Here is a 26,677-nt window from a genome sequence, read left to right on the forward strand (position 1 = left end):
GTGAACCTCACGTACCCCCAGGGAGCCCCAGACCACTAAAATCGGGGTTACTTAACGGTAATTAGCAATCCCCGAACAGGCACCCCCGCAGGCATTCCGCATGCTCTCAAAGGAGTGAGACACCTTGGCGTCTGATTTCGACCTCTACCGGCCGTCCGAGGAGCACGAGATGCTCCGCGACTCGGTGCGCGCGCTCGCCGAGGCGAAGATCGCGCCGTACGCCGCCGAGGTGGACGAGGAGGCACGGTTCCCGCAGGAGGCGCTGGACGCGCTGGTCGCCAACGACCTGCACGCGGTGCACGTGCCGGAGGCGTACGGGGGCGCGGGCGCCGACGCGCTGGCCACCGTGATCGTCATCGAGGAGGTCGCCCGGGTCTGCGGCTCCTCCTCCCTCATCCCGGCCGTCAACAAGCTCGGCTCGCTCCCGGTGATCCTCTCCGCCTCGGAGGAGCTCAAGAAGCGCTGTCTGACGCCGCTGGCCAAGGGCGACGCGATGTTCTCGTACTGCCTGAGCGAGCCGGACGCCGGTTCGGACGCGGGCGGTATGAAGACCAAGGCGGTACGGGACGGGGACAGCTGGGTCCTCAACGGCGTCAAGCGCTGGATCACCAACGCCGGCGTCTCCGACTACTACACGGTGATGGCCGTCACCGATCCGGACAAGCGCACCAAGGGCATCTCCGCGTTCGTCGTGGAGAAGGACGACGAAGGCGTCTCCTTCGGCGCTCCGGAGAAGAAGCTGGGCATCAAGGGCTCCCCCACGCGCGAGGTCTATCTGGACAACGTGCGGATCCCGGCCGACCGGATGATCGGCGCCGAGGGCACCGGCTTCGCCACCGCCATGAAGACCCTGGACCACACCCGCATCACCATCGCCGCGCAGGCCCTCGGTATCGCGCAGGGCGCGCTGGACTACGCGAAGGGGTATGTGCAGGAGCGCAAGCAGTTCGGCAAGCCCATCGGCGACTTCCAGGGCGTGCAGTTCATGCTCGCCGACATGGCCATGAAGATCGAGGCGGCCCGGCAGCTGACCTACGCGGCTGCCGCGCGCTCCGAGCGGGTCTCCGAAGGCAGCGACAAGGAGGATCTGACCTTCTTCGGCGCCGCCGCCAAGTGCTACGCCTCGGACGCCGCCATGGAGATCACCACGGACGCCGTCCAGCTGCTCGGCGGCTACGGCTACACCCGTGACTACCCGGTCGAGCGGATGATGCGGGACGCGAAGATCACGCAGATCTACGAGGGCACCAACCAGGTGCAGCGCATCGTGATGGCGCGCAACTTGCCGTGAGGGGTCCCGTGTGACCAGCGGTGAGGGGCCGACGTGCGGAACGTCGGCCCCTCACGCACGTCAGTGCCCCATGTCGCAGCAGCCGTCCCGGCGCAGTTGGCGGCTCACCTGCCGCCAGTGCTCCTGTTGTCCCTCCTGTGCCTCGTCTTGTCCGTCGCCGTGTGCGCGCAGTTGCTTGTCGGTGCTGTACGCGTCGATCAGATCCTGCTGCTCGTACGGGACGCCGCCGCGTACGACCGTCACGGTGCGCACCAGTGAGTCGAAGTCGGTCAGCGGGTTGCCGTCCACCAGGGTGAGGTCGGCCAGCTTGCCCTCCTCCACGGTGCCCAGTTCGCGCTCGGCGCCGAACACCTTGGCGGGCAGCACAGTGGCCGTACGCAGCGCCTCGTGCGGCTTGAGCCCGGCGCGGAGCAGGGCGCGCAGCGCCAGGTGGAGGTGGAGCCCGACCGGCACCAGGGGCTGGTCGGTGCCGAGCGCGACGATGCCGCCCGCGGCAAGAACGCGCCGGTAGACGGCGGTCTCCACATCGAGGGTGGCCAGCTGCTCCGCGGTGGGCGGAGTGGCCGCGCCCTGGCGTACGAGCTGCACGTCCCACGGCGGCAGCAGCCGGGTCACCCGCTCGTCCTCGGCCAGCTCCGGGTGGGCGCCCAGCAGCGGGGCCGCGGTGAAGGGCGTGGCGACGAGGTGGAAGTCGCCCGGCGTTGAGTAGATCCCGACGACGTCCTCGTCGACGTGCCCGGTGCCGGTCGTGGCGTGCCCGAACTCCAGCCGCTGGGTGGCCTGGAGGTGCGTCGTCAGATCCTGGCCGACCTGTATGCCGGGGGTGCACAGGTGGCTGCCGGAGCGGACGCCGAGTTCCTCGTGCGCGTACTGCGCCGCCTGGCGCATCGCCGTGGCGGATGCGCGTACGTACGTCTTGACGAAGTCCCAGTCGAGCGCGCCTGCCCGCTCCAGGGAGCGCCGTAGCCCCTCGGCCGTGCGGTGGGCCCTGCCCATGCTGTAGGCGACGCGGGCGCCGTCCAGCAGTTCGCCGGTGGCCAGCAGCCGTGGTCCGGCCAGCTGTCCGGCGGCCACCGCCTCACGCAGCCGGGCTTGTTCGTAGGAGAAGCCCCCGAAGGAGACGGCTGTGGTGATGCCGTAGGCGAGCTGGGCGACCGTCTGCCTGCCGCCGTAGGTGGTCTGCCAGGGGTGGGTGTGGGTGTCCCACAGGCCCGGCAGTACGGTCAGCTCGGAGGCGTCCAGGCGGCGCTCCGCGCGGCGGCCTGAGCGGTGCGGGGCGATCTCGGCGATCCGGCCGTCCCGCAGCACCAGATCGACGTCCTCGCGTACGCCCTCTCCTGTGCCGTCCCACAGCCGTCCTGCGTGCACGACGGTCTGCTTGGGAGCGGGCCGCCGCCAGGACATCTCCAGCCGGACGGTGCGCGCTTTTCCACCCTTCACATCGCGCAGCCGCAGCTTGCCCGCTGACAGGTACAGCAGGGTGCGGGAATCGCCGGACCAGGAGGGGTGGTCGGCGCTCTCGTCGGACAGCCGGCGGGCCTCCCCCGCCGGACTGCCGTCTTCGCGTACGGGCAGCACCCACAGTGCCGACTCGGACACGGCCGCCATCCACTTCCCGTCCGGTGACCAGACGGGCCCGGCGGCGTAGCGGTCGGCGAGTGAGGCGTGCGGGGCGAGGGGGTGTAGGGCCTCAGCGCCGCTGTCGGCGTCGAGGACACGGATGAGGTTGTAGCCCTCGCGGAAGCGGTAGTTGAGCCGGTTGCGGTCGCACAGTGCCAGGCGGCGGCCGTCCGGCGACCAGCTGGGCGGGCCAGGGATGCCGCCGCCGCCCAGGGGTTTGGCCAGGGTGCGCTCCTGGCCGCCGGCCAGGTCCTTGACGAGCAGGTTGCCCGCCATGTCCAGGCAGGCCAGCCTGTCGCCGTCCGGGGAGAGCGCGCCGAAGACACGTCCTCCTGCGGCGAGTTCCTTCTCCTTGCCGGAGTCGAGTTCTCTACGGCGTACGGCCAGCAGTCCGTCCCGGTCGTCGCTGTAGAGCAGCGCTTTGCCGTCCCGCGTGAAGGAGGGCGCGCAGATGTAGCGGGACTCGGGCGCCTGGACGAGCTTGCGGGGGCGGCCTCCGCCGTCTGTGCGGGCCAGCCAGAGCGCGTTGAGGGCGACGAAGGCGAGGTGCTTGCCGTCCGGGGAGAGCACGGGCTGCTGCACCCCGCGCACCCGGTGGCTGCCGGGCGCCTCGAAACCGTAGTCCTTGACGCGGTAGCGGGGCCGCTGGATGGGGAGTTCGGCGGTGAAGGGGATGCGCTCGGCCGACTCGGGGCGGGCCGGGCGCAGCAGCCGGAAGGTGCCGGAAACGGTCAGCAGCAGCGTCTCGCGGTCGGTCCAGCGGGGCGGCACCGGCGCCAGGTCGCCCTCGATCCGTACGGCCTTCCCCTCGACGACCAGCGTGCAGGACGCCTTGGGGGCGGCAGTGGTGCGCAGGTAAGCCACCTTGCCGGAGGGCGAGACGGCGGGCGTCATCAGCGAGACGCCCTCGGTGCCGTCCTCGTGCTCGGTGCGGACGTCTCCGGAGCCGTCCGCGGCGACGGAGACCAGGGTGCGCGCCTGGAGTTGCGGCCCGGTCTCACCCTTGACGACACTGCCGCGTACGCACAGCACCCGCTCACCGTCCGGTGACCAGGCCGGGTCGAAGTCCTCCCAGGCGCCGTCCTGGAGCGGCCCTTCCTGGCCCTTGCGGCCGGTGATGCGGGTCAGTTCGCCGGTGCGGACATCCAGCACCCAGATGCGGTACGGGCTGCCCTTGACCGGGTCGCCCTCGCGCTCGGAGGCGAACGCGATCCGGTTGCCGTCGGGCGACCAGGCGGGGCCGCGGTCGTCCCACGGCCCGTCGGTGCGCTGCTTCAGGCCGGAGCCGTCCGGGCGCAGGGTCCAGATATGGAAGCCGCCGTCGTGGTAGGCGCACGCGGCCACGGTCTTGCCGTCGGGCGCGAGTACGGGACGGGTGGGCTCCAGCCCCGGGACGGTCAGTGCGCGGGCGGCACCTCCCGAACGGGGGATGGACCACAGGATGTTCTGCATCTCCGCGATCAACCGGTCGGCGCCGGGCACGAGCGTTGCGGCACCGTTGGTGGCGGCGGAGAAGGAGACGGTGCGGGCCTTGGTGGCGGCCTTCGCGAGGTCGGCGGCCGGAGGAGCTGGTGCGGCGGCGGCCGGGGCCGTGAGGGCGGTGCCTCCCACGGCCAGGGCGCCGCCCGCGGCGGCGGATGCCTTGAGGAGACGGCGCCGGGCGAGGGCGCCGGAGGAATCGGAGGAGGAGAAAGTTGCGGGAGTGGTGTGCGAGCCGGACGGTTCCGAGGTGGCCAATGGTCCTCCCTGGACACAAGGAGTGGGCCCGCTGATGCTCGCGGGCCCCGGGGGCAAGGTCAAGACCGCTCGCCGCCTCGGGGCCCGCTGCCGCGATGCCGCAGTGCCCAGGGAGTTGACGCCAGTTCAGCCCGTCAGCCGTCCAGCTGACCGATCGTGGCAATCGAGGGCCCGCGCTGCGTCTGGAGCGTCCGGGCCACCTCCTCCGCCTCGCGCAGCACCCGCAGGGCGTTGGACCATGTGAGCTTGGCCAGATCCGTCTCGGACCACTTACGGTCCAGCAGCTCTGCCACCAGGTGCGGATAGCCGGAGACGTCCTCCAGCTGGGCCGGGGTGAAGGCGGTGCCGTCGTAGTCGCCGCCGATGCCGATGTGGTCGATACCGGCGACCTCGCGCATGTGGTCGAGGTGGTCGGCGACCGTACCGGCGTCCGGGACCGGCCGCGGGTTGGCCTGCTCGAACTCGCGCTGCACCTTGCGGCCCTCGTCGCTCAGGTCCAGATGGTCCAGGCCGTGCGCGCGCATGTTCTCGTCGGCAGCCCGGGTCCAGGCCACCGCCTCGGGGAGGACGAACTTGGGCACGAAGGTGGCCATCGCGACGCCGCCGTTGGCGGGAAGCCGGCCCAGCACGTCGTCGGGGATGTTGCGCGGGTGGTCGCAGACGGCCCGCGCGGAGGAGTGCGAGAAGATCACGGGTGCCTCGGTCACCCGCAGCGCGTCCCGCATCGTCTCGGCCGCCACATGCGAGAGATCCACCAGCATGCCGAGCCGGTTCATCTCGCGGACGACCTCTTCGCCGAAGCGGCTCAGCCCGCCCGCGCGCGATGCGTCGGTGGCCGAGTCGGCCCAGTCCAGCGAGTTGTTGTGGGTGAGCGTCAGATAGCGCACCCCGAGCTGGTAGAGGGCGCGCAGCGCGGCCAGCGAGTTGTTGATCGAGTGCCCGCCCTCGGCGCCCATCAGCGAGGCGATGCGGCGCTGGGCGTGGGCGGCCTCCACGTCCTCTGCGGTGAAGGCCAACTGGAGGTCGTCGGGGTAGCGCGCCGCCAGCAGCCGTACGGCGTCGATCTGCTCCAGGGTCGCGCTCACCGCGTCGTCCCCGGTCAGCTCGCCCGGGACGTAGACGGACCAGAACTGCGCCCCGACGCCGCCCGCGCGCAGCCGCGCGAGGTCGGTGTGCAGCTTCTCGCGCTGGTCCTGGGAGATGTCGAGCTTGTCGAGGTCGTAGTGCGCCTGTTCGCGCAGTGCCCACGGCAGATCGTTGTGGCCGTCCACGACAGGGTGCTCGGTCAGCAGCGCGCGGGCGCGCTCCAGGTTGGGGCTGTCGGGTCGGCGCCCGGGGCCGTCGGCAGGCGTCACCGGTTGCCCCCCGCCGGGCTGCCGAAGCCGAACCCCGTCTCCCCGGCGGCCTTGGCACGCAGCCGCTTGCCCTTCTCGGTGGCCTGCGCGTTGAGCTCCTGCTGGAAGTCGCGCATCTTCTCACGCAGTTCGCCGGCCTCGTGCGCGGCGAGCATCCGTACGGCCAGCAGCCCGGCGTTGCGCGCTCCGCCCACCGAGACGGTGGCGACCGGCACGCCCGCGGGCATCTGCACGATCGAGAGCAACGAGTCCATGCCGTCCAGGTACTTGAGCGGCACGGGTACGCCGATGACGGGCAACGGGGTGACCGAGGCCAGCATGCCCGGCAGATGTGCCGCGCCGCCGGCGCCCGCGATGATCGCCCTCAGGCCGCGGTCGGCGGCGTCCTCGCCGTAGGCGATCATCTCGCGGGGCATCCGGTGCGCGGAGACGACATCGACCTCGTACGGCACCTCGAACTCGTCCAGCGCCTTGGCCGCCTCTTCCATGACGGGCCAGTCCGAGTCGGACCCCATGACGATCCCCACGAGAGGGCTGGCTGTACTCAATGCGGCTCCTAGAAAGAGAGAAACGGCTCAGCGGGACGCTCACTCCGCGATGGTGCCCCGCAAGTATCCCGCGGCGTGCGCTGCGCGTTCCCGTACGTCGGCGAGGTCGTCCCCGTAGACGTTGACGTGCCCCACCTTGCGGCCGGGCTTCACGTCCTTCCCGTACATATGGATCTTGAGCTGGGGGTCGCGCGCCATGCAGTGCAGATACGCCGCGTACATGTCGGGGTAGTCACCGCCCAGCACGTTGGCCATCACGGTCCAGCGCTCCCGGCAGCGCGGATCGCCCAGCGGCAGGTCGAGCACGGCCCGCACATGGTTGGCGAACTGCGAGGTGACGGCGCCGTCCTGGGTCCAGTGCCCGGAGTTGTGCGGCCGCATGGCCAGCTCGTTGACGAGCAGCCGGCCGTCCTTGGTCTCGAACAGCTCGACGGCCAGATGTCCGACCACGCCCAGCTCGTGCGCGATGCGCAGCGCCATCTCCTGGGCGCGCAGCGCGGCGTCCTCGGCCAGCTCGGGCGCGGGGGCGATCACGGTGTCGCAGACGCCGTCGACCTGGACGGACTCCACGACGGGGTAGGCGACGGCCTGTCCGTGCGGGGAGCGGACGACGTTCGCGGCCAGCTCGCGCGCGAAGTCGACCTTCTCTTCGGCGAGCACGGGGACGCCCGCCTTGAAGGGCTCGGCCGCGATCGGGTCCTCGGCGCCGCGCACCACCCATACGCCCTTGCCGTCGTAGCCGCCGCGCACCGTCTTGAGGATCACGGGGAAGCCGCGGTCCTCTCCTTCAGCGCCCTCCGCCGCGAACGCGGCGACGTCGTCCGGACCGCTCACGATCCGGTTGCGCGGCGCGGGCACCCCGAGCTCGGCGAGCCGGGCGCGCATCACGCCCTTGTCCTGCGCGTGGACGAGCGCTCCCGGGCCCGGGCGGACGGGGATGCCGTCCGCCTCCAGCGCGCGAAGGTGCTCGGTGGGCACATGCTCGTGATCGAAGGTGATCACATCGCAGCCCTCGGCGAAGCGCCGCAGCGTGTCCAGATCTCGGTAGTCACCAACGACAACATCGTTGACCACTTGTGCCGCCGAGTCCTGCGCCGTATCGGAAAGGAGCTTGAATCTGATGCCGAGCGGGATGCCTGCCTCGTGCGTCATACGAGCGAGCTGGCCGCCGCCGACCATGCCGACTACCGGGAATGTCACGGTTCCAGGGTACGGGGCCCAGGGGAGCGCTCCGCCCGCCCCGTCCGCCTCCCCGCGCCTCCTCGCATGCTCGGCGCGCTCGATCGGGAGAGGGAGCTGCGGACTTCGGGGGACGATGTGCGGCGTATGAAACCAGCCACACTGGCGGTCGCCGTTCCGCCGGCCGCCACAGCGTGCGGCGGCAGCTACCGGCAATGACGGCGGCGCAGGTATGCCCCGCCCGCTGAGCGGCCCCTCGCAACCGTGTTCGCTCCGGCTGCGTCAATCGCCATACAGAGCGAATGTACGGCTGGTTAGCATGGGTCAGCCTTCGACGACCGAACGAAACGGGGCTCAGTATCGCTATGGGGAAATGGCGCACGATGCGCCCGGGACTGGAACGACTCGTGCGCGAACTGGCCAAGTTCGGCGCCGTGGGTGCGCTGGGCTTCCTGGTGAACGTCGCGATCTTCAATCTGTGCATCCACACGTTCCAGCTCGCCCCCATCCGCTCCGGTGTCATCTCGCAGGTCGTCGCGATCGGCACCAACTATCTGGGCAACCGCTACTGGACCTACCGGCACATCGACAAGAGCCGTATCCACCGCGAGACGGTCCTCTTCTTCCTCTTCAGCGGCGTCGGGCTGGTGCTGGAGAACGGCATCCTCGCCCTGTCGCACTACGGCTTCGGGTACACCTCACCGCTCGCGGACAACATCGCCAAGAACGTCATCGGGCTCGCCATCGGCACCGCCTTCCGCTTCTGGGCGTACCGCACCTGGGTGTTCCGGGTGGGCGCCCAGACCGGCACCGACACCGACGCCGAGGCGGACGGTGAACCCTCCCCCAGGCTTCGCCCGGGAGGTGCCCCCAGCGGCCGCGTCCCCGTCGAACCGGCGACCTCAGCCGGAGGCGGACGCATCGAGATCGGCGGCCTCGCGGCTGAGGAACAGCGCGAAGACCGGAGGCAACTGCTGAAGTAGCTCCAGCCGCCCGCCGTCCGCCTCCGCGAGATCGCGGGCGACGGCGAGGCCGAGGCCGGTGGAGTTGTGGCCGCTGACGGTCCGCTCGAAGACCCGCGAGCCCAGCGCCTCGTCCACCCCGGGGCCCTCATCCGTGACCTCGACCACCACCTGGTTGCCGGTGACCCGGGTGCGCAGCGCGACCGTACCGTCGCCGTGCATCAGCGAGTTCTCGATCAGCGTCGCCAGCACCTGCGCCACCGCGCCGGGCGTACCCACCGCGCGCAGTCCGGTCTTTCCGGAGCGCACGATGGCCCTGCCCGAGCTGCGATAGGCGGGCTTCCACTCCTCCATCTGCTGCTTGACGACCTCGTCCAGGTCGAAGCTGACGGCCGAGCCGGTACGCGGGTCCCGGGAGTTGGTCAGCAGCCGCTGCACCACGTCCGTGAGCCGTTCGACCTGGGCGAGCGCGATGGTCGCCTCCTCCTTGACGACGGCACGGTTCTCCGGCTCATCCCCGTCGGCCATCGCGATGATCTCCTCCAGCCGCATGGACAGCGCCGTCAGCGGGGTGCGCAGCTGGTGCGAGGCGTCGGCCGCCAGCCGTCGCTCGGCGGTGAGCATCCGGCCGATCCGGTCCGCGCTGGCGTCCAGCACGTCCGCGACCCGGTCCAGCTCCGGCACCCCGTAGCGGCGGTGCCGCGGGCGCGGGTCGCCGGAGCCGAGCCGTTCGGCGGTCTCGGCCAGGTCGGTGAGCGGCGCCGCGACCCGGTGGGCCTGGCGTACGGCCAGCACGGCGGCGGCGATCACGGCGAGCAGCGCGACCGCGAGGATGATCAGCAGGGTGCGGCCGACCTCGGCCCGCACCGCGGACCGCGACGCCTGTACGGTGACGCGCTCGCCGTGCGCACCGGTCTCCTGCGCCTCGACGACGTCGCCCGAGGGCCGGTGGCCGACCTCGATGGACGGCCGGCCGGGCAGGTCGATGCGGATATAGCGGACTATGCGGTCCTTGGAGGTGGTGACGCCGATGGACTCCTTCGTCACCTGCTCCTCGGCCATCAGCCGGCTCTCGACGGTGGAGACCAGGCGGACCGCCTCGGAGCGGACGTTCTCCCTGGTGCTGTTCTCGATCGTGCGGGACTCGACGATGACGAGCGAGACACCGAAGACCGCGACAACGACGAGGACGACGGCGAGGATGGAGAGGATGAGCCGACGACGCACGTGCTGGCTTCTTTCCTAGCTGTAACAGGGGGCGTACCCCAAACGTACGACTCCGCCGGAGCGGCCCTAGCTCTTCTCGAAGCGGAAGCCGACGCCCCGCACGGTGGCGATGTAGCGCGGGTTGGCCGCGTCGTCGCCGAGCTTCTTGCGCAGCCAGGAGATGTGCATGTCGAGAGTCTTGGTCGACGACCACCAGGTGGTGTCCCACACCTCGCGCATCAGCTGGTCCCGGGTGACGACCCGGCCCGCGTCCCGCACCAGCACCCGCAGCAGGTCGAACTCCTTGGCGGTCAGCTGCAGCTCCTCGTCGCCCATCCAGGCCCGGTGCGACTCGACGTCGATCCGTACGCCATGAGTGGCCGGGGGCTGGGCCGGTTCGGCGGGCGTACCGCGGCGCAGCAGGGCGCGGACCCGCGCCAGCAGCTCAGCGAGCCGGAAGGGCTTGGTGACGTAGTCGTCGGCCCCCGCGTCGAGCCCGACGACGGTGTCCACCTCGTCGGCGCGCGCGGTCAGGACGAGGACGGGGAAGGCGTGGCCCTCGTTGCGCAGCCTGCGGCATACCTCGAGACCGTCCATGCCGGGCAGTCCCAGATCGAGCACGACCAGATCGATGCCCTCGCGCAGTCCCGCGTCGAGCGCGGTGGGGCCGTCCTCGCGCACCTCGACCTCGTATCCCTCCCGGCGCAGGGCGCGGGCCAGGGGCTCCGAGATCGACGCGTCATCCTCGGCGAGCAGTACACGGGTCATGCACCGATGGTAGTCCGCGTGGCCGAGCGCAAGTGGGGACACGGTGCGCTCCTCCAGCGACACCGACGATCTCCAGGTGAGACGGACACGACGCCAAGGAAAGTCGGGGCAGGTTGCACGGTTCACCTGTGATGTATCTCGCAAGCTCTTCCCCGGAGCCGTGGCCGGTGACTTATGGTGAATGCACTTATGTAAGTGAACGTCGAGGACTCCTGACGCCACGCACCATCGGCCAGGGGTCCTTTCCCGTGTACGGGTCCCGCCTGCGAGCAGCGCCGCTGAGCAGCGCGGCCCCTGCAGCGCAATGGCAAGGAACACCGATATGGCGCCCAGCCTGACGAAGGACGCTCCCGGCACCACCGGCGACAGGACCTTCTTCGGCCACCCACGAGGTCTGGCCACGCTCTTCATGACGGAGATGTGGGAGCGCTTCAGCTTCTACGGGCTTCGCGCACTGCTCGTCGTCTACCTCGTGGCCGGCGGGCCCGACGCGGGCGAGGGCGGCGCGGGCCACCAGGGCGGCGGCCTCGCCATGACCCTGGCCACGGCCACGGCGATCTACTCCGTCTACAACGCCATGGTCTATCTGCTGACCATGCCGGGCGGCTGGTTCGGCGACCGGCTCTGGGGCCCCCGCAAGACCGTCACGGTCGGCGCCGGCATCATCATGATCGGCCACCTCACCCTGGCGATGCCGGGCGAGGCATCGTTCTTCATCGGCCTCGCCTGCGTGGCCACCGGCTCCGGGCTGCTGAAGGCCAACATCTCCAAGATGGTCGGCGACCTGTACAACGGCCCCGAGGACCCGCGCCGTGACGGCGGCTTCACGGTCTTCTACATGGGCATCAACGCGGGTTCGTTCCTCGCCCCGTTCGCCATCGGCACCGTCGGCCAGACCGTCAACTGGCACCTGGGCTTCGGCATGGCCGCCGTCGGTATGGGCCTCGGCCTGATCCAGTTCCTGGTCGGCTCGCGCCACCTGGACCCCAGGAGCAGCCAGGTCCCCTCGCCGCTGACGGCGCAGGAGAAGACGACCGTGCTGCGCAAGGCGCTGCTGTGGCTGGTCGTCGCCGTGATCTTCTACGGCGTCGTGGTCGCCACCGGCACCTTCACCCTGAACTGGGCGATGATCCCGCTCACCGTCCTGGGCCTGCTCATCCCGCTCGCGATGCTGGTGCGGATCAAGCGCGACAAGGACCTCACCCAGGTCGAGCAGGGCCGGATGACCGGGTACATCTGGTTCTTCGCCGCCGCGGCGATCTTCTGGATGATCTACGACCAGGGTGCCTCGACCGTGCAGGCGTTCGGTGACGCGAAGACGTCCACCTCGGTTCTGGGCTGGCACTTCCCCTCGACCTGGTTCCAGTCGGTCAACCCGCTCTTCATCATCCTGCTGGCCCCGGTCTTCGCCGCGCTGTGGCTGTCCCTCAACCGGCGCAGCAAGGAGCCGACCACCACCGCGAAGTTCGCCTTCGCGCTGGTGGTGACCGGCCTGTCGTTCTTCGTCTTCGTCATCCCGATGGGCATGGCATCCGACGGTACGAAGGTGAGCCCGATGTGGCTGGTCCTCATCTTCCTGCTGCACACCGTCGCGGAGCTGTGCCTGTCGCCGGTGGGCTTGTCGGTGACCACCAAGCTGGCCCCCGCGAAGTATGCGAGCCAGCTGATGGGTGTCTGGTTCCTCGCCGTGACCGCGGGTGACAGCATCACCGGCCTGCTGTCCATCGGCGGCGCCGACCTCAGCACCACGGGCGTCGTCGCCGTCGAAGCGGCACTCGCTGCGCTGGCCGGCTTCGCGGTGTACATGTACCGGCGGCAGATCACCGCGACGATGACAGAAGTGAAGTAGTCACTGGGGGGTCTGGGGGCACCGCCCGGCCGGAGGCTGGGGGAGGAATTCGCGACTGGTTCAGCGACGTCGTCATTCCGCCGGATTCTCGCCGTCTTCCTTCCCACCGTTGCGGCGGGAAGGAGTGGCGGCCCCACGAGAGGGGGCGCCCTCACTGGGAGAACGCGTCCGCGCAACCAGCACCATCCCCAGCCGAAAGACGGCGAGCGGCACCACCGCACACAGCAGCACCCAGAAAAGAGTCACCCCCCAGGGGCGCCCCACCTCCCAGGGCTGCTCGGTCAGTACGCGCCGGTCGAGCTTGGCCGCGACCGTGTACTCCCCGTGAGCCCCCGAGGCCAGCTCGACCGGCAGCTCGACCCGCGCCTTCTTGCCCGGATCGATCGTGCCCCGCCACTGCTGGCGCTCCCACCCGGGGGCGAGGACGCCGTGCGAGGTGCCCACCTCGAAGACCGGGTCGCGGGCGCGGTCGGCGCCCAGATTGCCGACCGTCAGCACCAGCTTCCGCTGCTCGGGGGCGCCGAACCAGTTGAGCAGCCCGCTGTCGCCCTCCAGCCGCGCCGCCAGCACACTGAGCCGTCCGCCCGTGCGCTTCTCGGGCAGCGGTTCCACCGGGTGTCCCGCGACGCGGAGTTTCGCGTTCGCCGCCGCGTAGGCGCCGGTCACCGTGGTGGCCCGTACGACGCACGGGCAGGGCTTCGGCGGCTCCGCGACGGGGATCTTCTTGCGGAAGCGGCCGTTCTTGTCCGTGGTGACGGCCCGCCCTTCGGCGTTGGCGCAGGCGTTGGTGCCGCCGATCGCGTTCTGGCCGCACATCAGCAGGGTGAGCAGGGTGTCGGGGCGCCAGCCGCTGCCGCGGACCGTGACGTTCGCCCCGGCGCCCGCCTCGCTCCGGGAGAGCGTGATCTTAGGCTGCGGCGTTCTGGCGGTGCCTGCCGGCGCTTCGTTCGGTACGGCCACCGTGACGAGGCAGCCCACCAAGGCGCCCAACAGGCATGCGGTTCGCCGGATGTTCGTCCTCACTTCGCGGCTCCTGTGGTTGGCGCCGGACGTCGGGGTTGAGGCCGTCGTGTCGTCCGTCCCTGGCCTCCGGCCGGGGTAGGCCGCTCGCGCTCGCCCGATGAGGCGCGGCGTCTGCGACGGGCGTACCAAGCGACACATCCACCCGCCAGGGCGAGCAGCGCTCCGGCTGCCCAGCCCCAGGGCACGGCCGTGTAAGAGGTCGCGGCGGAATCCCGTGCTCCGTCTTCGGCCGTCACCGTGAGGCGGACGTCCGCCACATCCGCAGCGGGCGGGTGGGGCCACCGTTCCTGGCGGGTGATGCGCTGGCCGGGGAGCAGTTCGACGGGCAGGGCACGGGCCGGTTGCCGGATCAGCGGGCCGAACAGCCCGTCCGCGTCGACGGCGAGCCGGGGCCGCAACGCGGTGTTGCCACGGTTGACCAAGGTGTAGCCGATCACCGCGGCGCCGTCGTCCGCCTCCTCGACTCGGACGTTCTCGACGCCCAGCGCCGCCAGGGTCGGCCCGCTCACCCGCAGATGCATCCGTACCCCCACCCTCCGCTTGCCGTCGCTGATGACGACCGCGGCGGGATGGTCACCCGGGACGGCGCTGTCGGGGACGGTGACGCTCAGCGGCACCTCGGCCCGGGTGTGCGGCGGCACCTCGACGGTGTCCTCGGCGAGGGCGATCCACCTGCCGGGCCCCCGGCTGCGACCCTCGTCCCGTACGGCGAACCCGCCGCCGCGTGCGTTGTACGCATCGGCACCGCGCAGCCGGAAGGTACGGGGCGCGTCGCTCTCGTTGGTGAGCGCGACGGAGTCCTTCAGCACGGTGCCCGGGTCGCCCTCCAGATAGAAGTACGAGCGCGCGTCGGCCGTGGCCGTACCCGCGGGCGGGGAGGGTGCCGCCGACCACGGAGGCTCGCCCTTGCCGGGCGGCGCCGAGGCTGCGGGGCTGCCCGCTCCCAGCAGGCAGAGCACCACGAGTGCACAGACCAGCACCCCCCGGGTGCGGCCCGGGAGCACTCCCCGGGTGCGGGGGGTCGGTGCGATGCCGGCGCCATGATGGGGCGGGGTGCGGCCCACCACGGGCTAGTGCCGAACCGCGGCCCTGCGCCGCGTCACCCACAGCGCTCCGCCGACTCCGGCCAGCAGCACGGTGCCGCCGAGGGTGCCGAGGGCGACGGCGGAGTCCGCGGGACCGGTCTTGGGCAGTTCGCCGCCGCTGGGCGCCGGCTGGCTGCCGCCGGACGCCGCCGCACCACCGGAGGCGTCACCGCCGCCGCTAGCCGCGCCGCCGGAGGTGTCGCTGCCACCCGAACCGCCGCTGCCGCCCGACGCCGTCACATCGAGGGTGAGGGAGGGCTTGGGGTTGTTCTTCGGCTCGCAGGTGGTGGTCGTACCCAGCGCCTTGATGGTGAGGGTGCTGGCGGTGAAGGTGACCTTGCCGCTCTTCTTCGGCGTGTAGGTCCCGCTCAGATCCGGGATCTTGATCGGGGTGTTGGCCGGGATGGCCTTGTCGTTGGCCGGCCCGCTCACCGGCACACTGCCGGTCTCGGCGCCGCCGAGCTTGATCTTGGCGCTGGGCTTCATCGCGCCCTTGCCGATTTCGACGGGGCTGGACGAGACGCCCTTCTCGAACGACATGGTGAGCTTGTAACCGCCGCCGCTCTTGGTCGACTTGATGTCGATGGGCGAGACAGCGCCCTTGTTCCCGATGGGGGTCTTGCACTGGTAGTCGACGTCGACCGTCGTGGCGCTCGCGGCGGGGGCCGACAGCAGTACGGCCGAGCCTGCGAGGGCTGTTGCCGCCACGGTGGCGGCGGCGGTGCGGGTGTGGCGTTTCTTGCTGTGGGACACGGGGGTTCCCCCTTCATCCGGACTCGCAAGTTACTGACGACACATCAGATTTGCGCCGACAGTAGCCCCAGCCCCTTGGAGAGGGAAGAGCCCCCGCGCCGTCGAGTCAGCAGGGGGCCGGCCACGAGTTCGGTGAGAAACGCACGCGCCGACATCGCGTCAGTGCGGAGCCGTAAACTCCACCCACACGCTCGGGTCAGCGGAACGCAAGCTCCGCGCACACGCCCGCATCAGTGCGGAGCCGCGAGCTCGGCCCATACCGTCTTGCCCGGGCCCTCCGGGTTGCGTACGACGCCCCAGTCCAGGCACAGCCGCTGCACGATGAACATCCCGTGCCCGCCCGGCCGGCCGGCACGGTGCGGGGTCCGCGGGGCCGGCGAGCCGCTGCCCAGGTCGACGATCTCCAGGCGCAGCACCTTCGCGGTGGCGCCGACCCGCAGTTCCTCAGGGCCGTTGGCGTGCAGACACGCGTTGGTGACCAGTTCCGAGACGACGAGCAGGACGTCCTCCGCGGCCGCGCGCTGATCGGCCGTGGCTGCGGGCAGCCAGCCCCAGTCCTGGAGGGCCCGGCGGGTGAAGTCCCGGGCGCGCGGCACAGCACCGCTGGCGCCGACCAGCCGCAGCCTGCGGACCTGCCGCATCGGCTGCCCTGCCTGGCGTGTGGCCCCCGCGGCGGCCGAGGCCGCACTCTCCGCAGCGGTCCCCATGGCGCCGCTCCCCCCTTCGGGTTCGGGTGCGGGCGTGGAAGCGCTCCCGGAAAGGGAAGCGCCTCCGGGAGCACCGCCGGAATCGGAGATCCCGGGGGCCGACTCCCGCCCCGTGTCCGTACCGGCACGCACCCGTGCGTCGGCACCCCCGGCCGCAGCACACCCCGGGCCCGCGGTCGCCGGAGTGCCCTCGGGCTCCGGACCGCGGTCGCCCGCCGGTTGCGGCCGGGTGGTGCTCATCAGTGGTTCACCTCACCGATCACCGGTTACGTTTCGCCGTCCCGCGCCGTCCCGCGTTCGACGGGACCTTGACGCGCTGTATGCGAATGTCTGACAGATTCGAAGGACTCCTGCCCGGACGCACCGTGAGAACACTTACGGATTCAGCCGGACCTGTGTGATGCGCGTAACGCCCTGGTTACGCCTCTGGCCGGCCTTCCGCGCCCGAGGAGTTCCCCAGCGCCGACTCGAGATCGTCGTGCACGGTGAAGACCGCGCTCGCGCCGGTGATCTCGAAGACACGGGCGACTACGGGGAGCATTCCCGCCAGATGTACGCCGCCACCGGCTTCCTCCGCCTTCAGGCGGGCGCCGAGCAGCACGTTCAACCCCGTCGAGTCGCAGAACTCGAGCCGCGAGCAGTCCACGACGAGGCGGCTGTAGCCCTCCTCGACGCTTTGCTCCAGCGGCTCGCGCAACAGCTCCGCGGTGTGGTGATCGAGCTCACCCTCGGGGGTCACTACGGCACTGATTCCCTCGTGCCGTACCTCGACCGTCAGCCGGCCCTGGCTCGTGCTGCCGGGCATCCCGCGGTCCATGCACACCCCTTCTGTTTCGCGTGAGGGCCTTCACTGCTTCCCCCCGTCGAGCGGTTCGAACCCTACGCCTTCGTGGCCCTCACCGGTAGCCGAACATTGGACATATTGGTCAGATACGGACATAAGCAGCTTGCTCTTGCTGTACAGGAGCAGGTAGGTCTAGTAGGGATACCGAACCACGTCGGCTCTGGAGGCGCCGCACCCCGCAGTGCACGTCACGGCTTCGGCAGCCATATGCCGAGAAACCATGGAGGACAGCCATGTCACCCCGGCTCGACCACGGGATATCCGACCCCGCGCATTCGCAGGTCGCGACCGTTCCCGCCGTTCCGGAGCAGCACAGCACGGACCGGCTGCCGGATTCCCAGTCCCTGACCCACGAAGCGCTCACCGAGCAGACGAGCGCCGAGCAGATCGCGGATGCGGTCGAAGCCGACCTCTTCGACCAGCTCCAGCTTCCCGAGATCCCACCCTATGACGAGGTCGGTCCGCTGGACGCGCGGGCCCTGTCCAAGACGCTGTTCGAGCGGCTGGAGAACCTCGAAGAGGGCACCCACGAATACGCGTACGTACGCAACACCCTGGTCGAACTCAACCTCGCCCTGGTGAAGTTCGCGGCCTCCCGGTTCCGCTCGCGCAGCGAGCCCATGGAGGACATCGTCCAGGTCGGCACCATCGGCCTCATCAAGGCGATCGACCGCTTCGAGCTGAACCGCGGCGTGGAGTTCCCCACCTTCGCGATGCCGACCATCGTCGGCGAGATCAAGCGTTTCTTCCGTGACACGTCCTGGTCGGTGCGGGTACCCCGGCGCCTTCAGGAGCTCCGGCTGGATCTGGCCAAGGCGGGCGACGAACTCGCCCAGAAGCTGGACCGGTCGCCGACCCCCGATGAGCTGGCCAAACGGCTCAACATCTCCAGCGAGGAAGTCATCGAGGGCATGGCGGCGAGCAACGCCTACACCGCCAGCTCGCTGGACGCACAGCCCGAGGAGGACGACACCGAGGGCGCGCTGGCCGACCGGATCGGCTACGAGGACCACGGGCTCGAAGGCATCGAGTACGTCGAGTCGTTGAAGCCGCTGATCGCCGAACTCCCCGCGCGGGACCGCAGAATCCTCTCGCTGCGCTTCGTGGCGAACATGACCCAGTCGGAGATCGGTGAGGAGCTCGGCATCTCCCAGATGCATGTCTCCCGCCTGCTCTCCCGGACCTTGGGCAAGCTCCGCAAGGGGCTGATGATCGAGGAGTGACACGGGGCGCCGCCCAGCGTGGTGCGGCGACTCCGCGTGCCGAGGGCCCGGCCGGACTTTGCAGCACAGTCCGGCCGGGCCCTCGGCGTTGCTCAGGGCTCCGCTGAGTAGTCCGCTCAGAACTGCGCGACTATGTCGTACAGCCCGGTATTCGGGCGCAGCGGTGTGTCCGTGGCCTGCTGCGCCGCCTGGGCGCGGCTCGCGAAGTCCATGTCGGTGCTGGCCGCTTCCCACGCCTCCTGGCTCTCCCAGTGGGCGACGTTCACAAGCTGGAAGCGGCCCTGGGCCGAACGGGCCTTGTGCAGCCGGGAGTCGAGGAAGCCCGGCTTGGTGCTCATCACCGCGGCGCGCTCGCGCCACTTGGCGGCGACCGCGTCGGCGTCCTCGGCGGCCACCTCGAAGATGTTGATGAACGTGACGAACGGCTGGTCGTCCTGCGTCATGAGTTTCCCTCCTGGGTGGTGAGTTTCGTAAGGATGCGGTCCAGGGCCGCCAGGTCCTCGGCGTCGAGCGCGCGCAGGGCCTGGGGCGGGGTGTCCGTCAGCCGGATCATCTCGGCCACGGCCGCCGCGCCCTCCTCCGTGACCTGGACCAGCTTCGAGCGGCGGTCCTCGGGATGGGGGGTGCGCGTGGCGAGACCGCGCTTGACCAGGTGGTCGACGGTGATCGTGGTGTAGGGCGCGTCGGCCATCAGCCCCGTCGACAGCTGCTTCAGCGTGAGGGGCCCCTCGGTGGCGATCAGGCGCAGTGCCTTGGCGCGGAAGAAGCTCATGCCGAGCGCGTCCATGACCTGCTTGCGTTTGTCGGCGCTCTCCAGGACGTACGTACGCATCGCACGCCAGGCGCGTACGGCCGCCTCCGGCTCCGTGTCCTTGGAACTCATCGCGGTGTCACCTCGCTCTGCCGGGGCGCGGCCGGTGCGGCGGGCCCTTCCTCCTCCAGATTCCGCGCGGCCCGCTCCGCCGTGGCACGTGCCCGGCGGCCCGTGGTGAGCGCCCCAAGGACGAGAACGGCGAGGCCGCAGGCCGCGATGATCCACCACGCCATACGCTGATCGGCCACGAAGCTCCCCGTGGCGCCCCCGCCGGTCACCGTCGCCGAGGCCGTGACCGCGCCGATCACGGCGACGCCTAGCGAGGTGCCGACCTGGCGGCTGGTGGAGGCGAGCCCGGCGGCGACCCCGGCCTGGGCGCGCGGCATGCCGGAGACGGCGGTGTTGGTGATCGGCGCGTTGACCAGCCCGAAGCCGATGCCGAAGACGACGAAGCCCGCGAGAAGCACGCCCGGGTGGAGGTCCCTCGATGCGGTCAGCGCGAAGAGCGCGCCGGCGGCCGTCATCGTCACGCCCGCGACGAGCAGCGAGGGGCGCGGCCCGCGCGCGCCGACGAGGCGCCCCGAGAGCGGTCCGCAGAGCAGGGTCATCGCGGCCATCGGCAGCAGATACAGCCCGGTGTGCAGGGCACTCAGGCCGCGTACCCCCTGGAGGTAGAGGGTGTTGAGGAACAGGAAGCCGCCGAGCGAGGCGAAGGCGCACACCGCGATGACCGTGGCCCCGGCCAGCGGCACGCTGCGGAAGAAGCGCAGGTCGATCAACGGCTCGGCGCGGCGCGGCTCGTACCGGAGCAGGCCGAGCAGCGCCAGCACCGCCAGCGCGGCGCAGCCCAGCACCACCGGGGAGGCGTAGCCGTGCTGCGGGCCCTCGATGATCCCGTACGTCAGGGAGCCGAGGAGGACGATCATCAGCGTCTGCCCGACGGGGTCGGCGCGGCGGGCGCGCGGGGCGCGGGACTCGGGGACGTAGCGCCCGGTGAGGGCGAGGGCCGCGAGGCCGATGGGAACGTTGACCCAGAAGACCGCCTGCCAGCCGCGCCAGTCCACGAGCAGCCCGCCCAGCAGCGGCCCGGCCGCCATGCTGATGCCGACGACGCCACCCCACACCCCTATCGCACGGGCGCGCTCGCGGGGCTCGGTGAAGGTGTTGGTGATGATCGACATCGCCACGGGGTTGAGCATCGAGCCCCCGACGGCCTGGAGCACCCGCGCCGCCACCAGCCACCCCAGGCTGGGCGCGAGGCTGCACGCGAGGGAGCCGAGGACGAAGAGCACGAGCCCCGTACGGAAGACCCGGCGCCGCCCGATCCGGTCGGCAATCGAGCCCGCGAGCATCAGCAGCGAGGCGAGCACAAGCGTGTACGCGTCGAGCACCCACTGCAGCCCGGAGACGGAGGTGTGCAGGTCCTCCCGGATCGCGGGCAGTGCGACATTGAGCGCGGTGACGTCGATGCTGACGATCAGCAGCGACATGCAGCAGATCGCCAGGACCAACGTCCGGCGACGCGGCGTGAGTTCGGCTTCGGGCAAGGCGGCCCCCGATTGCTTATAGAGCTACAACAGTTGTAACTCTACAACCAGCCACCGACTACCGCCTCGGGACGACCCGGGCGCCGGCTCAACCCCTGGTTCGACCCGGAGTTGGAACCAGCACGGGATTCGCCGCGACCTGCGGCTTCCTATCGTCCGGAGGGCTGGAACAGCTTCTGACCTTCCGGGGGGACGACATGGTGCACATCTGCCGGCAGGAGCGCCCGGTGGCGACGGCGGCCGGCGCCCAGGAGACCGTCGACCACCGCCGCGCCCTGTTCGCCCGGATCCAGAGCTTCATCTGGGAACACCTGGGCGACCCCGCCCTGTGCCCCGACGCCGTCGCCGCCGCTCACCACATCTCCACGCGCAGCCTGCACCGGCTCTTCCAGAGCCAGGGCTGCACCGTCAGCTCCTGGATCCGCCGCCAGCGGCTGAACCGCGCCCGCCGCGATCTGGCCGACCCGCAGCTCGGCGACCACACCATCCAGGCCGTCGCCGCCACCTGGGGCTTCCCACGCGCCGCCGACTTCACCCGCACCTTCCGCGCGGCCTACGGCATCACCCCGCAGGACTTCCGCAGCGAAGCCCTGGGCCGCTCCCGGCGCCCGTAGGGGCAACCGCCCCGTCTCACACCTGGCGCACGCCCTGCCGCCAGACCTCCGCGACCAGGGGGACGCCCGGGCGGTAGGAGAGGTGGACATGGGAGGGAGCGTCCAGCAGCGCGATGTCGGCCCGGGAGCCGGGAGCCAGCCGGCCGACATCCGTACGGTGCAGCGCCTGGGCCCCGCCCGCCGTCGCGGACCAGAGCGCCTCGTCGGGCGTCATGTTCATCTCCCGTACGGCGATGGCGATGCAGAACGGCATCGAGGAGGTGTACGAGGAGCCCGGGTTGCAGTCGGTGGACAGCGCGACCGTGACGCCTGCCTCCAGGAGGCGGCGGGCGTCCGGATAGACGGCACGGGTGGAGAACTCGCAGCCGGGCAGCAACGTCGCCACCGTTTCGCTGTTCGCCAGTGCGTCGACGTCTGCGTCCGTGAGGTGCGTGCAGTGGTCCGCCGATGCCGCACCCACTTCCACCGCCAGTTGCACACCCGGACCGTGGGTGAGCTGGTTGGCGTGCACGCGGGGAGTGAGCCCCTCGGCCTTGCCCGCCAGGAGGATGGCACGCGACCGGTCCTCGTCGAACGCGCCCTCCTCGCAGAAGACGTCCACCCAGCGGGCGTACGGGGCGCACGCCTGAAGCATCTCGCCCGCCACCAGCGCGGTGTACGCGTCGGGGTCCGCCGCGTACTCGGGCGGAACGATATGGGCACCGAGGTAGGTGACCTCGTCCACGCCCGACTCCGCCGCGACCCGGAGGGCGCGGGCCTCGTGCTCGGGAGAGAGCCCGTAGCCCGATTTCGTCTCGACAGTGGTCGTCCCCTGGGAGCGCATCTCCCGCAGATGGGCTTCCAGGGTTGCCGCCAGGTCCTCGTCGGTGGCCTCGCGGGTCGCCTGCACGGTGGTGCGGATGCCGCCCGCCGTGTAGGGGCGGCCGGACATCCGGGCGTTGAACTCCTGGGTGCGGTCGCCCGCGTAGAGCAGGTGGGAGTGGCTGTCGACGAAGCCCGGGATCGCGGCCCTGCCGCCCGCTTCGTACGTCTCGTCGGCCGCCGGCGCCTTGTCGCTGGGGCCTACCCACGCCACCTCGCCGCCCTCGATGACGAGGGCGGCGTTCTCGATGATGCCGAGCGGGCTTCCGTCGCCCTGGCCGGGGTCGTTGGTGACGAGGGTCGCGATGTCGGTGAGGGAGAGGGAGCGTGACGTGGCGTGAGGCATGGGTCGGTTGTCCTTGGCGCAGGTGTCAGGGGCGGAGGGCGGCGACGGCTTCGGCGAGGGCCTTGGGGACGGAGTCGACGCGGGCGTGGGAGCCGTCCCGCACCACATGCCGGCCGCCCACCACCGTATGGCGCACGTCGGCAGCGGTCGCGGCGAACACCGCCGTCTCGGCGCCCAGCCGCACCACAGGCCCGGCCGTCCGCACCGAATCCAGCGCGACGGTGACGAAGTCCGCCAGCGCCCCCGTCTCCAGGCGGCTCGCCTCGGGCCAGCCCAGCGCGGCGTGCCCGCCCTCGGTGGCGGCCCGCAGCAGCTGCCCCGCGGTCCAGTGGCCCCGCGTACGGCTGGCGAGGCGCTCGTTCAGTTCCAGGGCACGGGCTTCCTCGAACAGGTCGATGACGGCGTGGCTGTCGCTGCCCAGCGACAGCCCGGCCCCCGCGTGGTCGAGCGCCGGCGCCGGGCCGATGCCGTCGGCCAGATCGCGTTCGGTGGTCGGGCACATGCACACACCCGTTCCGGAGCCGCCCACCGTGCGGATGTCGTCCGCCGACAGATGGGTGGCGTGGACGGCGGTGGTCCGGGGACCGAGTACGCCGTGCTCGGCGAGCAACGCGGTCGGCGTCATGCCGTGCACGCCCTGGCACGCCTCGTTCTCCGCGGTCTGCTCGGACAGATGGACGTGCAGCGGCGCGCCACGCTGTTCAGCCCACTCGGCGACAGTGCGCAACTCCCGTGCGGGCACGGCACGTACGGAGTGCACCGCGGCGCCGACCCGCGCGTGGCTGCCGTCCGGGCTGAAGGCGGAGGCACGTTCGGCCCATGCCTCGGCGGTGCCGTCGCTGAAGCGGAGCTGCTGCCGGGTGGGCGGCTCGCCGCGGCCCTTTTGGCCGATGCCGGAGGCGAGGTAGGCGGTGTCCAGCAGGGTGATGCGGATACCGGCGTCCGCGGCGGCGGAGACCAGCGCATGGCTCATCGCGTTGGGGTCGTCGTAGCGTTCGCCGCCCGGCGCGTGGTGCAGATAGTGGAACTCGCCCACGCAGGTGATCCCGGCCAGTGCCATCTCGGCGTACACCGCGCGCGCCAGCGCGTAGTAGCTGTCCGGGGTGAGCAGCGACGCCGTCTGGTACATGGCGTCGCGCCAGGTCCAGAAGGTGCCCGAGCCGACCTGGACGGTGCCGCGCAGGGCCCGGTGGAACGCGTGCGAGTGGGCGTTCGCCAGCCCGGGCAGCGTCAGCCCTTGCAGGGTGACCGCACCGGGCGGCGGTGTCCGCACGCCGGTACGGATGGCGCCGAGCCGGCCCTGTGCGGTCACCTCCAGGACGACGTGCGGTTCGACGGTGCCGTTGAGCCACGCGTGCTCGCACCAGTAGACCTTCTCCGCCGGAACGCCGCCGGGATCGGGGCCTGTCGCGTTGGGGTTCGTCCTGGTCCTCGTGGTCACACCAGACCCTCCAGTACGTCGGCGAGCGCGCTGACGCCCGCCACACAGTCGTCCTCCTCGGCGAACTCGGCGGGCGAGTGCGAGACACCGGTCGGGTTGCGGACGTACAGCATGGCCGTGGGCACCGAAGCGGACAAAATACCCGCGTCGTGTCCGGCGCCGGTGGGCAGTACCGGTACATCGCCGCCCAGCAGACCGACCAGTCGGTCCCGCAGCACATGGTCGAACTCCACCAGCGGCGTCTGAGACTCCCGCGTGACCTCGACGTCCACGCCGTCACGCCCGCCCCGCTCCCCGGCCGCGCGTTCGATCTCGGCAACGACGGCGGCCAGTGTCTCCTCGTCCGGAGCCCGCGAGTCGAGCCACCCGCTGACCAGGGACGGAACGGCGTTCACCCCGTTCGGCTCCACCGCCACCTTGCCGAAGGTGGCCAGCGCGCCCGCCAGCCGAGCCTTCTTGCGGGCTGCGAGGACGGTGTTGGCGTAGGTGAGCATCGGATCCCGGCGGTCCTCGAGCCGGGTGGTGCCCGCGTGGTTGGCCTCGCCCCGGAAGTCGAACCGCCAGCGCCCGTGCGGCCAGATCGCCGAGGCGACGGCGACCGGATGCGGGGTCTCGGACAGCGCGCGGCCCTGCTCGATGTGGAGCTCCACGAACGCGCCGATACGGGCGAGGCGCCCGGGGTCGGGGCCGAGCGCCTCGGGGCTGTACCCCGCCGCCTCCATGGCCCGTGGGAGGGTCACCCCGTCGGCATCCCGCAGCGCGTGGGCACCCTCCTGGGTGAGGGCGCCGGTCAGCAGGCGGGAGCCCACGCAGGACAGCCCGAAGCGGGCGCCCTCCTCGTCGGCAAAGTTGACGATCGCGAAGGGACGGGTGAACTCCACGCCGCGGTTGCGGAGTTCGTCGTAGGCGGCGAACGCCGAGATGACGCCGAGAGGGCCGTCGAAGGCGCCGCCCTCGGGTACGGAGTCGAGGTGGGAGCCGGTCACCAGCGCGTTCCCGGCGCTCCTGTCACCGGCCCACGCCCATTGGTTGCCGTTCCCGTCGACCTCGTACGCCAGCCCTCTGGCCTCCGCCTGCTCCCGGAACCACGCCCGGCACTCCATGTCGGGCCCCGACCAGGCGAACCGGCGGTAGCCGCCGCCGCTCGCCTGGCCGAGCGGGAGCAGCTCTTTCCACATCTGGTGGAAGGACGGTGGGCCGTCCCCGTCCATCACAGCTCTCCCTCCCGCATCGGAATGCGGACTCCGCGGGTTTCCGCGACCGCCTCGGCCTCGGGGTACCCCGCGTCGACGTGACGGATCACTCCCGTGCCGGGGTCGTTGGTGAGCACGCGTTGCAGCTTCTCGCCCGCCAGGGCCGTACCGTCGGCGACCGTGACCTGGCCGGCGTGGAGGGAGCGGCCCATGCCGACCCCTCCCCCGTGGTGGAGGGAGACCCAGGAGGCGCCGGAGGCGACGTTGAGCATGGCGTTCAGCATGGGCCAGTCGGCGATGGCGTCGGAGCCGTCCCGCATGGCCTCCGTCTCGCGGTAGGGCGAGGCGACGGACCCGCAGTCCAGGTGGTCACGGCCCAGCACGAGCGGGGCCTTGAGCTCCCCTGCCGCCACCATGTCGTTGAACCGTTCGCCGGCCGCGGCCCGCTCCCCGTAGCCGAGCCAGCAGATCCGCGCGGGCAGCCCCTGGTAGTGCACGCGCTCACCGGCAAGCTTCAGCCAGCGCGCCAGCGACGCGTTCTGCGGGAACAGGTCGAGCAGCGCCCGGTCCGTCGCGGCGATGTCGGCCGGGTCGCCGGACAGCGCCGCCCAGCGGAACGGGCCCTTGCCCTCGCAGAAGAGCGGGCGGATGTAGGCGGGGACGAAGCCGGGGAAGTCGAACGCGCGCGCGTACCCGGCGAGCTGCGCCTCGCCGCGGATGGAGTTCCCGTAGTCGAAGACCTCGGCGCCGGCGTCCTGGAAGCCGACCATCGCCTCGACATGCGCGGCCATCGACTCCCGTGCGCGCCGGGTGAAGTCGGCGGGCTTCTCGGCGGCGTACGTGGCCATGTCCGCGAAGTCGACACCGACGGGCAGATAGGCGAGCGGATCATGGGCCGAGGTCTGGTCGGTGACGATGTCGATGGGGGCACCGTCGGCGAGCAGCTGGGGCAGTACCTCGGCGGCGTTGCCCAGCAGCCCGATGGACAGCGGGCGGCGCGCGTCCCTGGCCTCGACGGCGAGCCGCAGCGCCTCCGCGGTGTTCGCGGCCCGGACGTCCAGATAGCCGTGTTCGATACGGCGCTCGATGCGCGAGGGGTCGCACTCGACGACGATGGCGACGCCGTCGTTCATGGTGACGGCGAGCGGCTGGGCGCCGCCCATCCCGCCGAGCCCGGCGGTCAGGGTGATGGTCCCGGCCAGCGAGCCACCGCTGTGTTTGTTTTCAGAAGCGAGCTTCTCGGCCACCGCCGCGAACGTCTCGTAGGTGCCCTGGAGGATGCCCTGGGTACCGATGTAGATCCACGAACCCGCGGTCATCTGGCCGTACATGGTCAGACCGAGCTGCTCCAGGCGCCGGAACTCCTCCCAGTTGGCCCAGTCGCCGACCAGGTTGGAGTTGGCGATCAGCACGCGCGGGGCCCACTCGTGGGTGGTCATCACCCCGACGGGACGGCCGGACTGTACGAGCATCGTCTCGTCGCCGCGCAGCGTGCGCAGGGTGCGGATCATCGCGTCGAAAGACGCCCAGTCGCGGGCAGCCTTTCCGCTGCCGCCGTAGACGACGAGCTTGTCGGGGTGCTCGGCGACCTCGGGGTCGAGATTGTTCTGGAGCATCCGCAGTGCGGCCTCCTGCTGCCATCCGAGCGCGCTCAGCTCGCTGCCGCGCGGTGCCCTGACCGGGCGCGGTCCTGCGGTGCTGGTCATGTTGG

Annotated in this window: 23 protein-coding genes; 5 read left to right on the plus strand and 18 right to left on the minus strand. The window is 71.1% G+C overall.

The window, feature by feature from the left end:
- Positions 1 to 124: 124 nt before the first annotated feature.
- Positions 125 to 1,291: an acyl-CoA dehydrogenase gene (locus tag ACTWQF_RS21695; protein ID WP_443281275.1), complete on the plus strand. Its 1,167-nt coding sequence runs from the start codon at positions 125 to 127 to the stop codon at positions 1,289 to 1,291.
- Positions 1,292 to 1,351: 60 nt separating this feature from the next.
- On the opposite strand, the gene ACTWQF_RS21700 is transcribed toward ACTWQF_RS21695, so the two are convergent.
- From ACTWQF_RS21700 to ACTWQF_RS21715, 4 genes are all read right to left on the minus strand, one after another.
- The gene (locus tag ACTWQF_RS21700; RefSeq protein WP_443281276.1) at positions 1,352 to 4,648 is read right to left on the minus strand and encodes an amidohydrolase family protein; all 3,297 of its coding nucleotides are present in this window, start codon (positions 4,646 to 4,648) and stop codon (positions 1,352 to 1,354) included.
- 134 nt (positions 4,649 to 4,782) lie between these two features.
- On the minus strand, positions 4,783 to 6,003 hold the full coding sequence (locus tag ACTWQF_RS21705) for a dipeptidase (RefSeq protein WP_443281277.1): 1,221 nt from the start codon (positions 6,001 to 6,003) through the stop codon (positions 4,783 to 4,785).
- The gene (purE, locus tag ACTWQF_RS21710) at positions 6,000 to 6,518 is read right to left on the minus strand and encodes a 5-(carboxyamino)imidazole ribonucleotide mutase (protein WP_443281421.1); all 519 of its coding nucleotides are present in this window, start codon (positions 6,516 to 6,518) and stop codon (positions 6,000 to 6,002) included. The genes ACTWQF_RS21705 and purE overlap by 4 nt, the downstream gene beginning before the upstream one ends.
- Before the next feature lie 72 nt (positions 6,519 to 6,590).
- Positions 6,591 to 7,751: a 5-(carboxyamino)imidazole ribonucleotide synthase gene (locus ACTWQF_RS21715; protein WP_443281278.1), complete on the minus strand. Its 1,161-nt coding sequence runs from the start codon at positions 7,749 to 7,751 to the stop codon at positions 6,591 to 6,593.
- Positions 7,752 to 8,113: 362 nt separating this feature from the next.
- Here ACTWQF_RS21715 and ACTWQF_RS21720 point away from each other — a divergent pair, with 362 nt between their 5' ends.
- Positions 8,114 to 8,713 carry a GtrA family protein gene (locus tag ACTWQF_RS21720; protein WP_443281279.1) on the plus strand — a complete coding sequence of 200 codons (600 nt, stop codon included), beginning with the start codon at positions 8,114 to 8,116 and terminating at the stop codon, positions 8,711 to 8,713.
- Here the strand turns inward: ACTWQF_RS21720 and ACTWQF_RS21725 are convergent.
- Together ACTWQF_RS21725 and ACTWQF_RS21730 are read right to left on the minus strand one after the other, a co-directional pair.
- On the minus strand, positions 8,633 to 9,919 hold the full coding sequence (locus ACTWQF_RS21725) for an ATP-binding protein (RefSeq protein ID WP_443281280.1): 1,287 nt from the start codon (positions 9,917 to 9,919) through the stop codon (positions 8,633 to 8,635). The genes ACTWQF_RS21720 and ACTWQF_RS21725 overlap by 81 nt on opposite strands.
- Positions 9,920 to 9,985: 66 nt before the next feature.
- A complete protein-coding gene (locus ACTWQF_RS21730) occupies positions 9,986 to 10,666 on the minus strand; it encodes a response regulator transcription factor (protein WP_243085427.1) in 681 nt (226 codons plus the stop codon).
- A 322-nt stretch (positions 10,667 to 10,988) separates the two neighbouring features.
- Here ACTWQF_RS21730 and ACTWQF_RS21735 point away from each other — a divergent pair, with 322 nt between their 5' ends.
- Positions 10,989 to 12,515 carry a peptide MFS transporter gene (locus ACTWQF_RS21735; protein ID WP_443281281.1) on the plus strand — a complete coding sequence of 509 codons (1,527 nt, stop codon included), beginning with the start codon at positions 10,989 to 10,991 and terminating at the stop codon, positions 12,513 to 12,515.
- Positions 12,516 to 12,587: 72 nt separating this feature from the next.
- Here the strand turns inward: ACTWQF_RS21735 and ACTWQF_RS21740 are convergent, their stop codons facing one another.
- The 5 genes from ACTWQF_RS21740 to ACTWQF_RS21760 all read right to left on the minus strand — a co-directional run bounded on the left by ACTWQF_RS21740 (position 12,588) and on the right by ACTWQF_RS21760 (position 16,900).
- Positions 12,588 to 13,538, minus strand: coding sequence for a neocarzinostatin apoprotein domain-containing protein (locus tag ACTWQF_RS21740; protein ID WP_443281282.1), 951 nt, complete (start codon positions 13,536 to 13,538; stop codon positions 12,588 to 12,590).
- Positions 13,535 to 14,518, minus strand: a complete 984-nt coding sequence (locus tag ACTWQF_RS21745) for a COG1470 family protein (protein ID WP_443281283.1) — start codon at positions 14,516 to 14,518, stop codon at positions 13,535 to 13,537. The genes ACTWQF_RS21740 and ACTWQF_RS21745 overlap by 4 nt, the downstream gene beginning before the upstream one ends.
- A gap of 90 nt (positions 14,519 to 14,608) precedes the next feature.
- Positions 14,609 to 15,376, minus strand: coding sequence for an LPXTG cell wall anchor domain-containing protein (locus ACTWQF_RS21750; protein ID WP_443281284.1), 768 nt, complete (start codon positions 15,374 to 15,376; stop codon positions 14,609 to 14,611).
- Positions 15,377 to 15,606: 230 nt separating this feature from the next.
- A complete protein-coding gene (locus ACTWQF_RS21755; RefSeq protein WP_443281285.1) occupies positions 15,607 to 16,083 on the minus strand; it encodes an ATP-binding protein in 477 nt (158 codons plus the stop codon).
- Positions 16,084 to 16,501: 418 nt separating this feature from the next.
- The gene (locus tag ACTWQF_RS21760) at positions 16,502 to 16,900 is read right to left on the minus strand and encodes an STAS domain-containing protein (protein WP_443281286.1); all 399 of its coding nucleotides are present in this window, start codon (positions 16,898 to 16,900) and stop codon (positions 16,502 to 16,504) included.
- Positions 16,901 to 17,160: 260 nt separating this feature from the next.
- On the opposite strand from ACTWQF_RS21760, the gene ACTWQF_RS21765 reads away from it, so the two are divergent.
- Positions 17,161 to 18,150, plus strand: a complete 990-nt coding sequence (locus ACTWQF_RS21765) for an RNA polymerase sigma factor SigF (protein ID WP_443281287.1) — start codon at positions 17,161 to 17,163, stop codon at positions 18,148 to 18,150.
- Between the two features lie 116 nt (positions 18,151 to 18,266).
- Here ACTWQF_RS21765 and ACTWQF_RS21770 read toward each other — a convergent pair whose 3' ends face one another.
- Genes ACTWQF_RS21770 through ACTWQF_RS21780 form a run of 3 tightly spaced genes read right to left on the minus strand, consistent with a single transcriptional unit; the run spans position 18,267 to position 20,454 of the window.
- Positions 18,267 to 18,593 (minus strand): antibiotic biosynthesis monooxygenase family protein, encoded by a 327-nt coding sequence (locus tag ACTWQF_RS21770; RefSeq protein ID WP_443281288.1) that lies wholly within the window; start codon positions 18,591 to 18,593, stop codon positions 18,267 to 18,269.
- Complete coding sequence (locus ACTWQF_RS21775; RefSeq protein WP_443281289.1) at positions 18,590 to 19,033, minus strand: MarR family winged helix-turn-helix transcriptional regulator; 444 nt, start codon at positions 19,031 to 19,033, stop codon at positions 18,590 to 18,592. The genes ACTWQF_RS21770 and ACTWQF_RS21775 overlap by 4 nt, the downstream gene beginning before the upstream one ends.
- The gene (locus ACTWQF_RS21780; RefSeq protein WP_443281290.1) at positions 19,030 to 20,454 is read right to left on the minus strand and encodes an MFS transporter; all 1,425 of its coding nucleotides are present in this window, start codon (positions 20,452 to 20,454) and stop codon (positions 19,030 to 19,032) included. Before ACTWQF_RS21780 ends, ACTWQF_RS21775 begins: the two co-directional genes overlap by 4 nt.
- A gap of 254 nt (positions 20,455 to 20,708) precedes the next feature.
- Here ACTWQF_RS21780 and ACTWQF_RS21785 point away from each other — a divergent pair, with 254 nt between their 5' ends.
- A complete protein-coding gene (locus ACTWQF_RS21785) occupies positions 20,709 to 21,125 on the plus strand; it encodes a helix-turn-helix domain-containing protein (RefSeq protein WP_443281291.1) in 417 nt (138 codons plus the stop codon).
- A gap of 16 nt (positions 21,126 to 21,141) precedes the next feature.
- Here ACTWQF_RS21785 and hutI read toward each other — a convergent pair whose 3' ends face one another.
- The 4 genes from hutI to hutU are packed head-to-tail and all read right to left on the minus strand — an operon-like array spanning position 21,142 to position 26,672.
- Positions 21,142 to 22,332 carry an imidazolonepropionase gene (gene hutI / locus ACTWQF_RS21790; protein ID WP_443281292.1) on the minus strand — a complete coding sequence of 397 codons (1,191 nt, stop codon included), beginning with the start codon at positions 22,330 to 22,332 and terminating at the stop codon, positions 21,142 to 21,144.
- A gap of 25 nt (positions 22,333 to 22,357) precedes the next feature.
- Positions 22,358 to 23,773, minus strand: coding sequence for a formimidoylglutamate deiminase (locus ACTWQF_RS21795; protein WP_443281293.1), 1,416 nt, complete (start codon positions 23,771 to 23,773; stop codon positions 22,358 to 22,360).
- Positions 23,770 to 24,984 carry an allantoate amidohydrolase gene (locus ACTWQF_RS21800; RefSeq protein WP_443281294.1) on the minus strand — a complete coding sequence of 405 codons (1,215 nt, stop codon included), beginning with the start codon at positions 24,982 to 24,984 and terminating at the stop codon, positions 23,770 to 23,772. Before ACTWQF_RS21800 ends, ACTWQF_RS21795 begins: the two co-directional genes overlap by 4 nt.
- Entirely contained in the window at positions 24,984 to 26,672 is a 1,689-nt protein-coding gene (gene hutU / locus ACTWQF_RS21805; protein WP_443281295.1) for a urocanate hydratase, read from the minus strand. The genes ACTWQF_RS21800 and hutU overlap by 1 nt, the downstream gene beginning before the upstream one ends.
- Positions 26,673 to 26,677: the final 5 nt, after the last annotated feature.

Origin of the sequence: Streptomyces sp. 8N114 (assembly GCF_052245835.1) — a bacterium.
Classification (GTDB): domain Bacteria; phylum Actinomycetota; class Actinomycetes; order Streptomycetales; family Streptomycetaceae; genus Streptomyces.

Coding starts and splice junctions, on each gene's coding strand:
- purE (WP_443281421.1), bottom strand. CDS start 6,518: ATGGGGTCCGACTCGGACTGGCCCGTCATGGAAGAGGCGGCCAAGGCG.
- ACTWQF_RS21720 (WP_443281279.1), top strand. CDS start 8,114: ATGCGCCCGGGACTGGAACGACTCGTGCGCGAACTGGCCAAGTTCGGC.
- ACTWQF_RS21730 (WP_243085427.1), bottom strand. CDS start 10,666: ATGACCCGTGTACTGCTCGCCGAGGATGACGCGTCGATCTCGGAGCCC.
- ACTWQF_RS21735 (WP_443281281.1), top strand. CDS start 10,989: ATGGCGCCCAGCCTGACGAAGGACGCTCCCGGCACCACCGGCGACAGG.
- ACTWQF_RS21755 (WP_443281285.1), bottom strand. CDS start 16,083: ATGGGGACCGCTGCGGAGAGTGCGGCCTCGGCCGCCGCGGGGGCCACA.
- ACTWQF_RS21760 (WP_443281286.1), bottom strand. CDS start 16,900: ATGGACCGCGGGATGCCCGGCAGCACGAGCCAGGGCCGGCTGACGGTC.
- ACTWQF_RS21765 (WP_443281287.1), top strand. CDS start 17,161: ATGTCACCCCGGCTCGACCACGGGATATCCGACCCCGCGCATTCGCAG.
- ACTWQF_RS21770 (WP_443281288.1), bottom strand. CDS start 18,593: ATGACGCAGGACGACCAGCCGTTCGTCACGTTCATCAACATCTTCGAG.
- ACTWQF_RS21775 (WP_443281289.1), bottom strand. CDS start 19,033: ATGAGTTCCAAGGACACGGAGCCGGAGGCGGCCGTACGCGCCTGGCGT.
- ACTWQF_RS21780 (WP_443281290.1), bottom strand. CDS start 20,454: ATGTCGCTGCTGATCGTCAGCATCGACGTCACCGCGCTCAATGTCGCA.
- ACTWQF_RS21785 (WP_443281291.1), top strand. CDS start 20,709: ATGGTGCACATCTGCCGGCAGGAGCGCCCGGTGGCGACGGCGGCCGGC.
- hutI (WP_443281292.1), bottom strand. CDS start 22,332: ATGCCTCACGCCACGTCACGCTCCCTCTCCCTCACCGACATCGCGACC.
- ACTWQF_RS21800 (WP_443281294.1), bottom strand. CDS start 24,984: ATGGACGGGGACGGCCCACCGTCCTTCCACCAGATGTGGAAAGAGCTG.
- hutU (WP_443281295.1), bottom strand. CDS start 26,672: ATGACCAGCACCGCAGGACCGCGCCCGGTCAGGGCACCGCGCGGCAGC.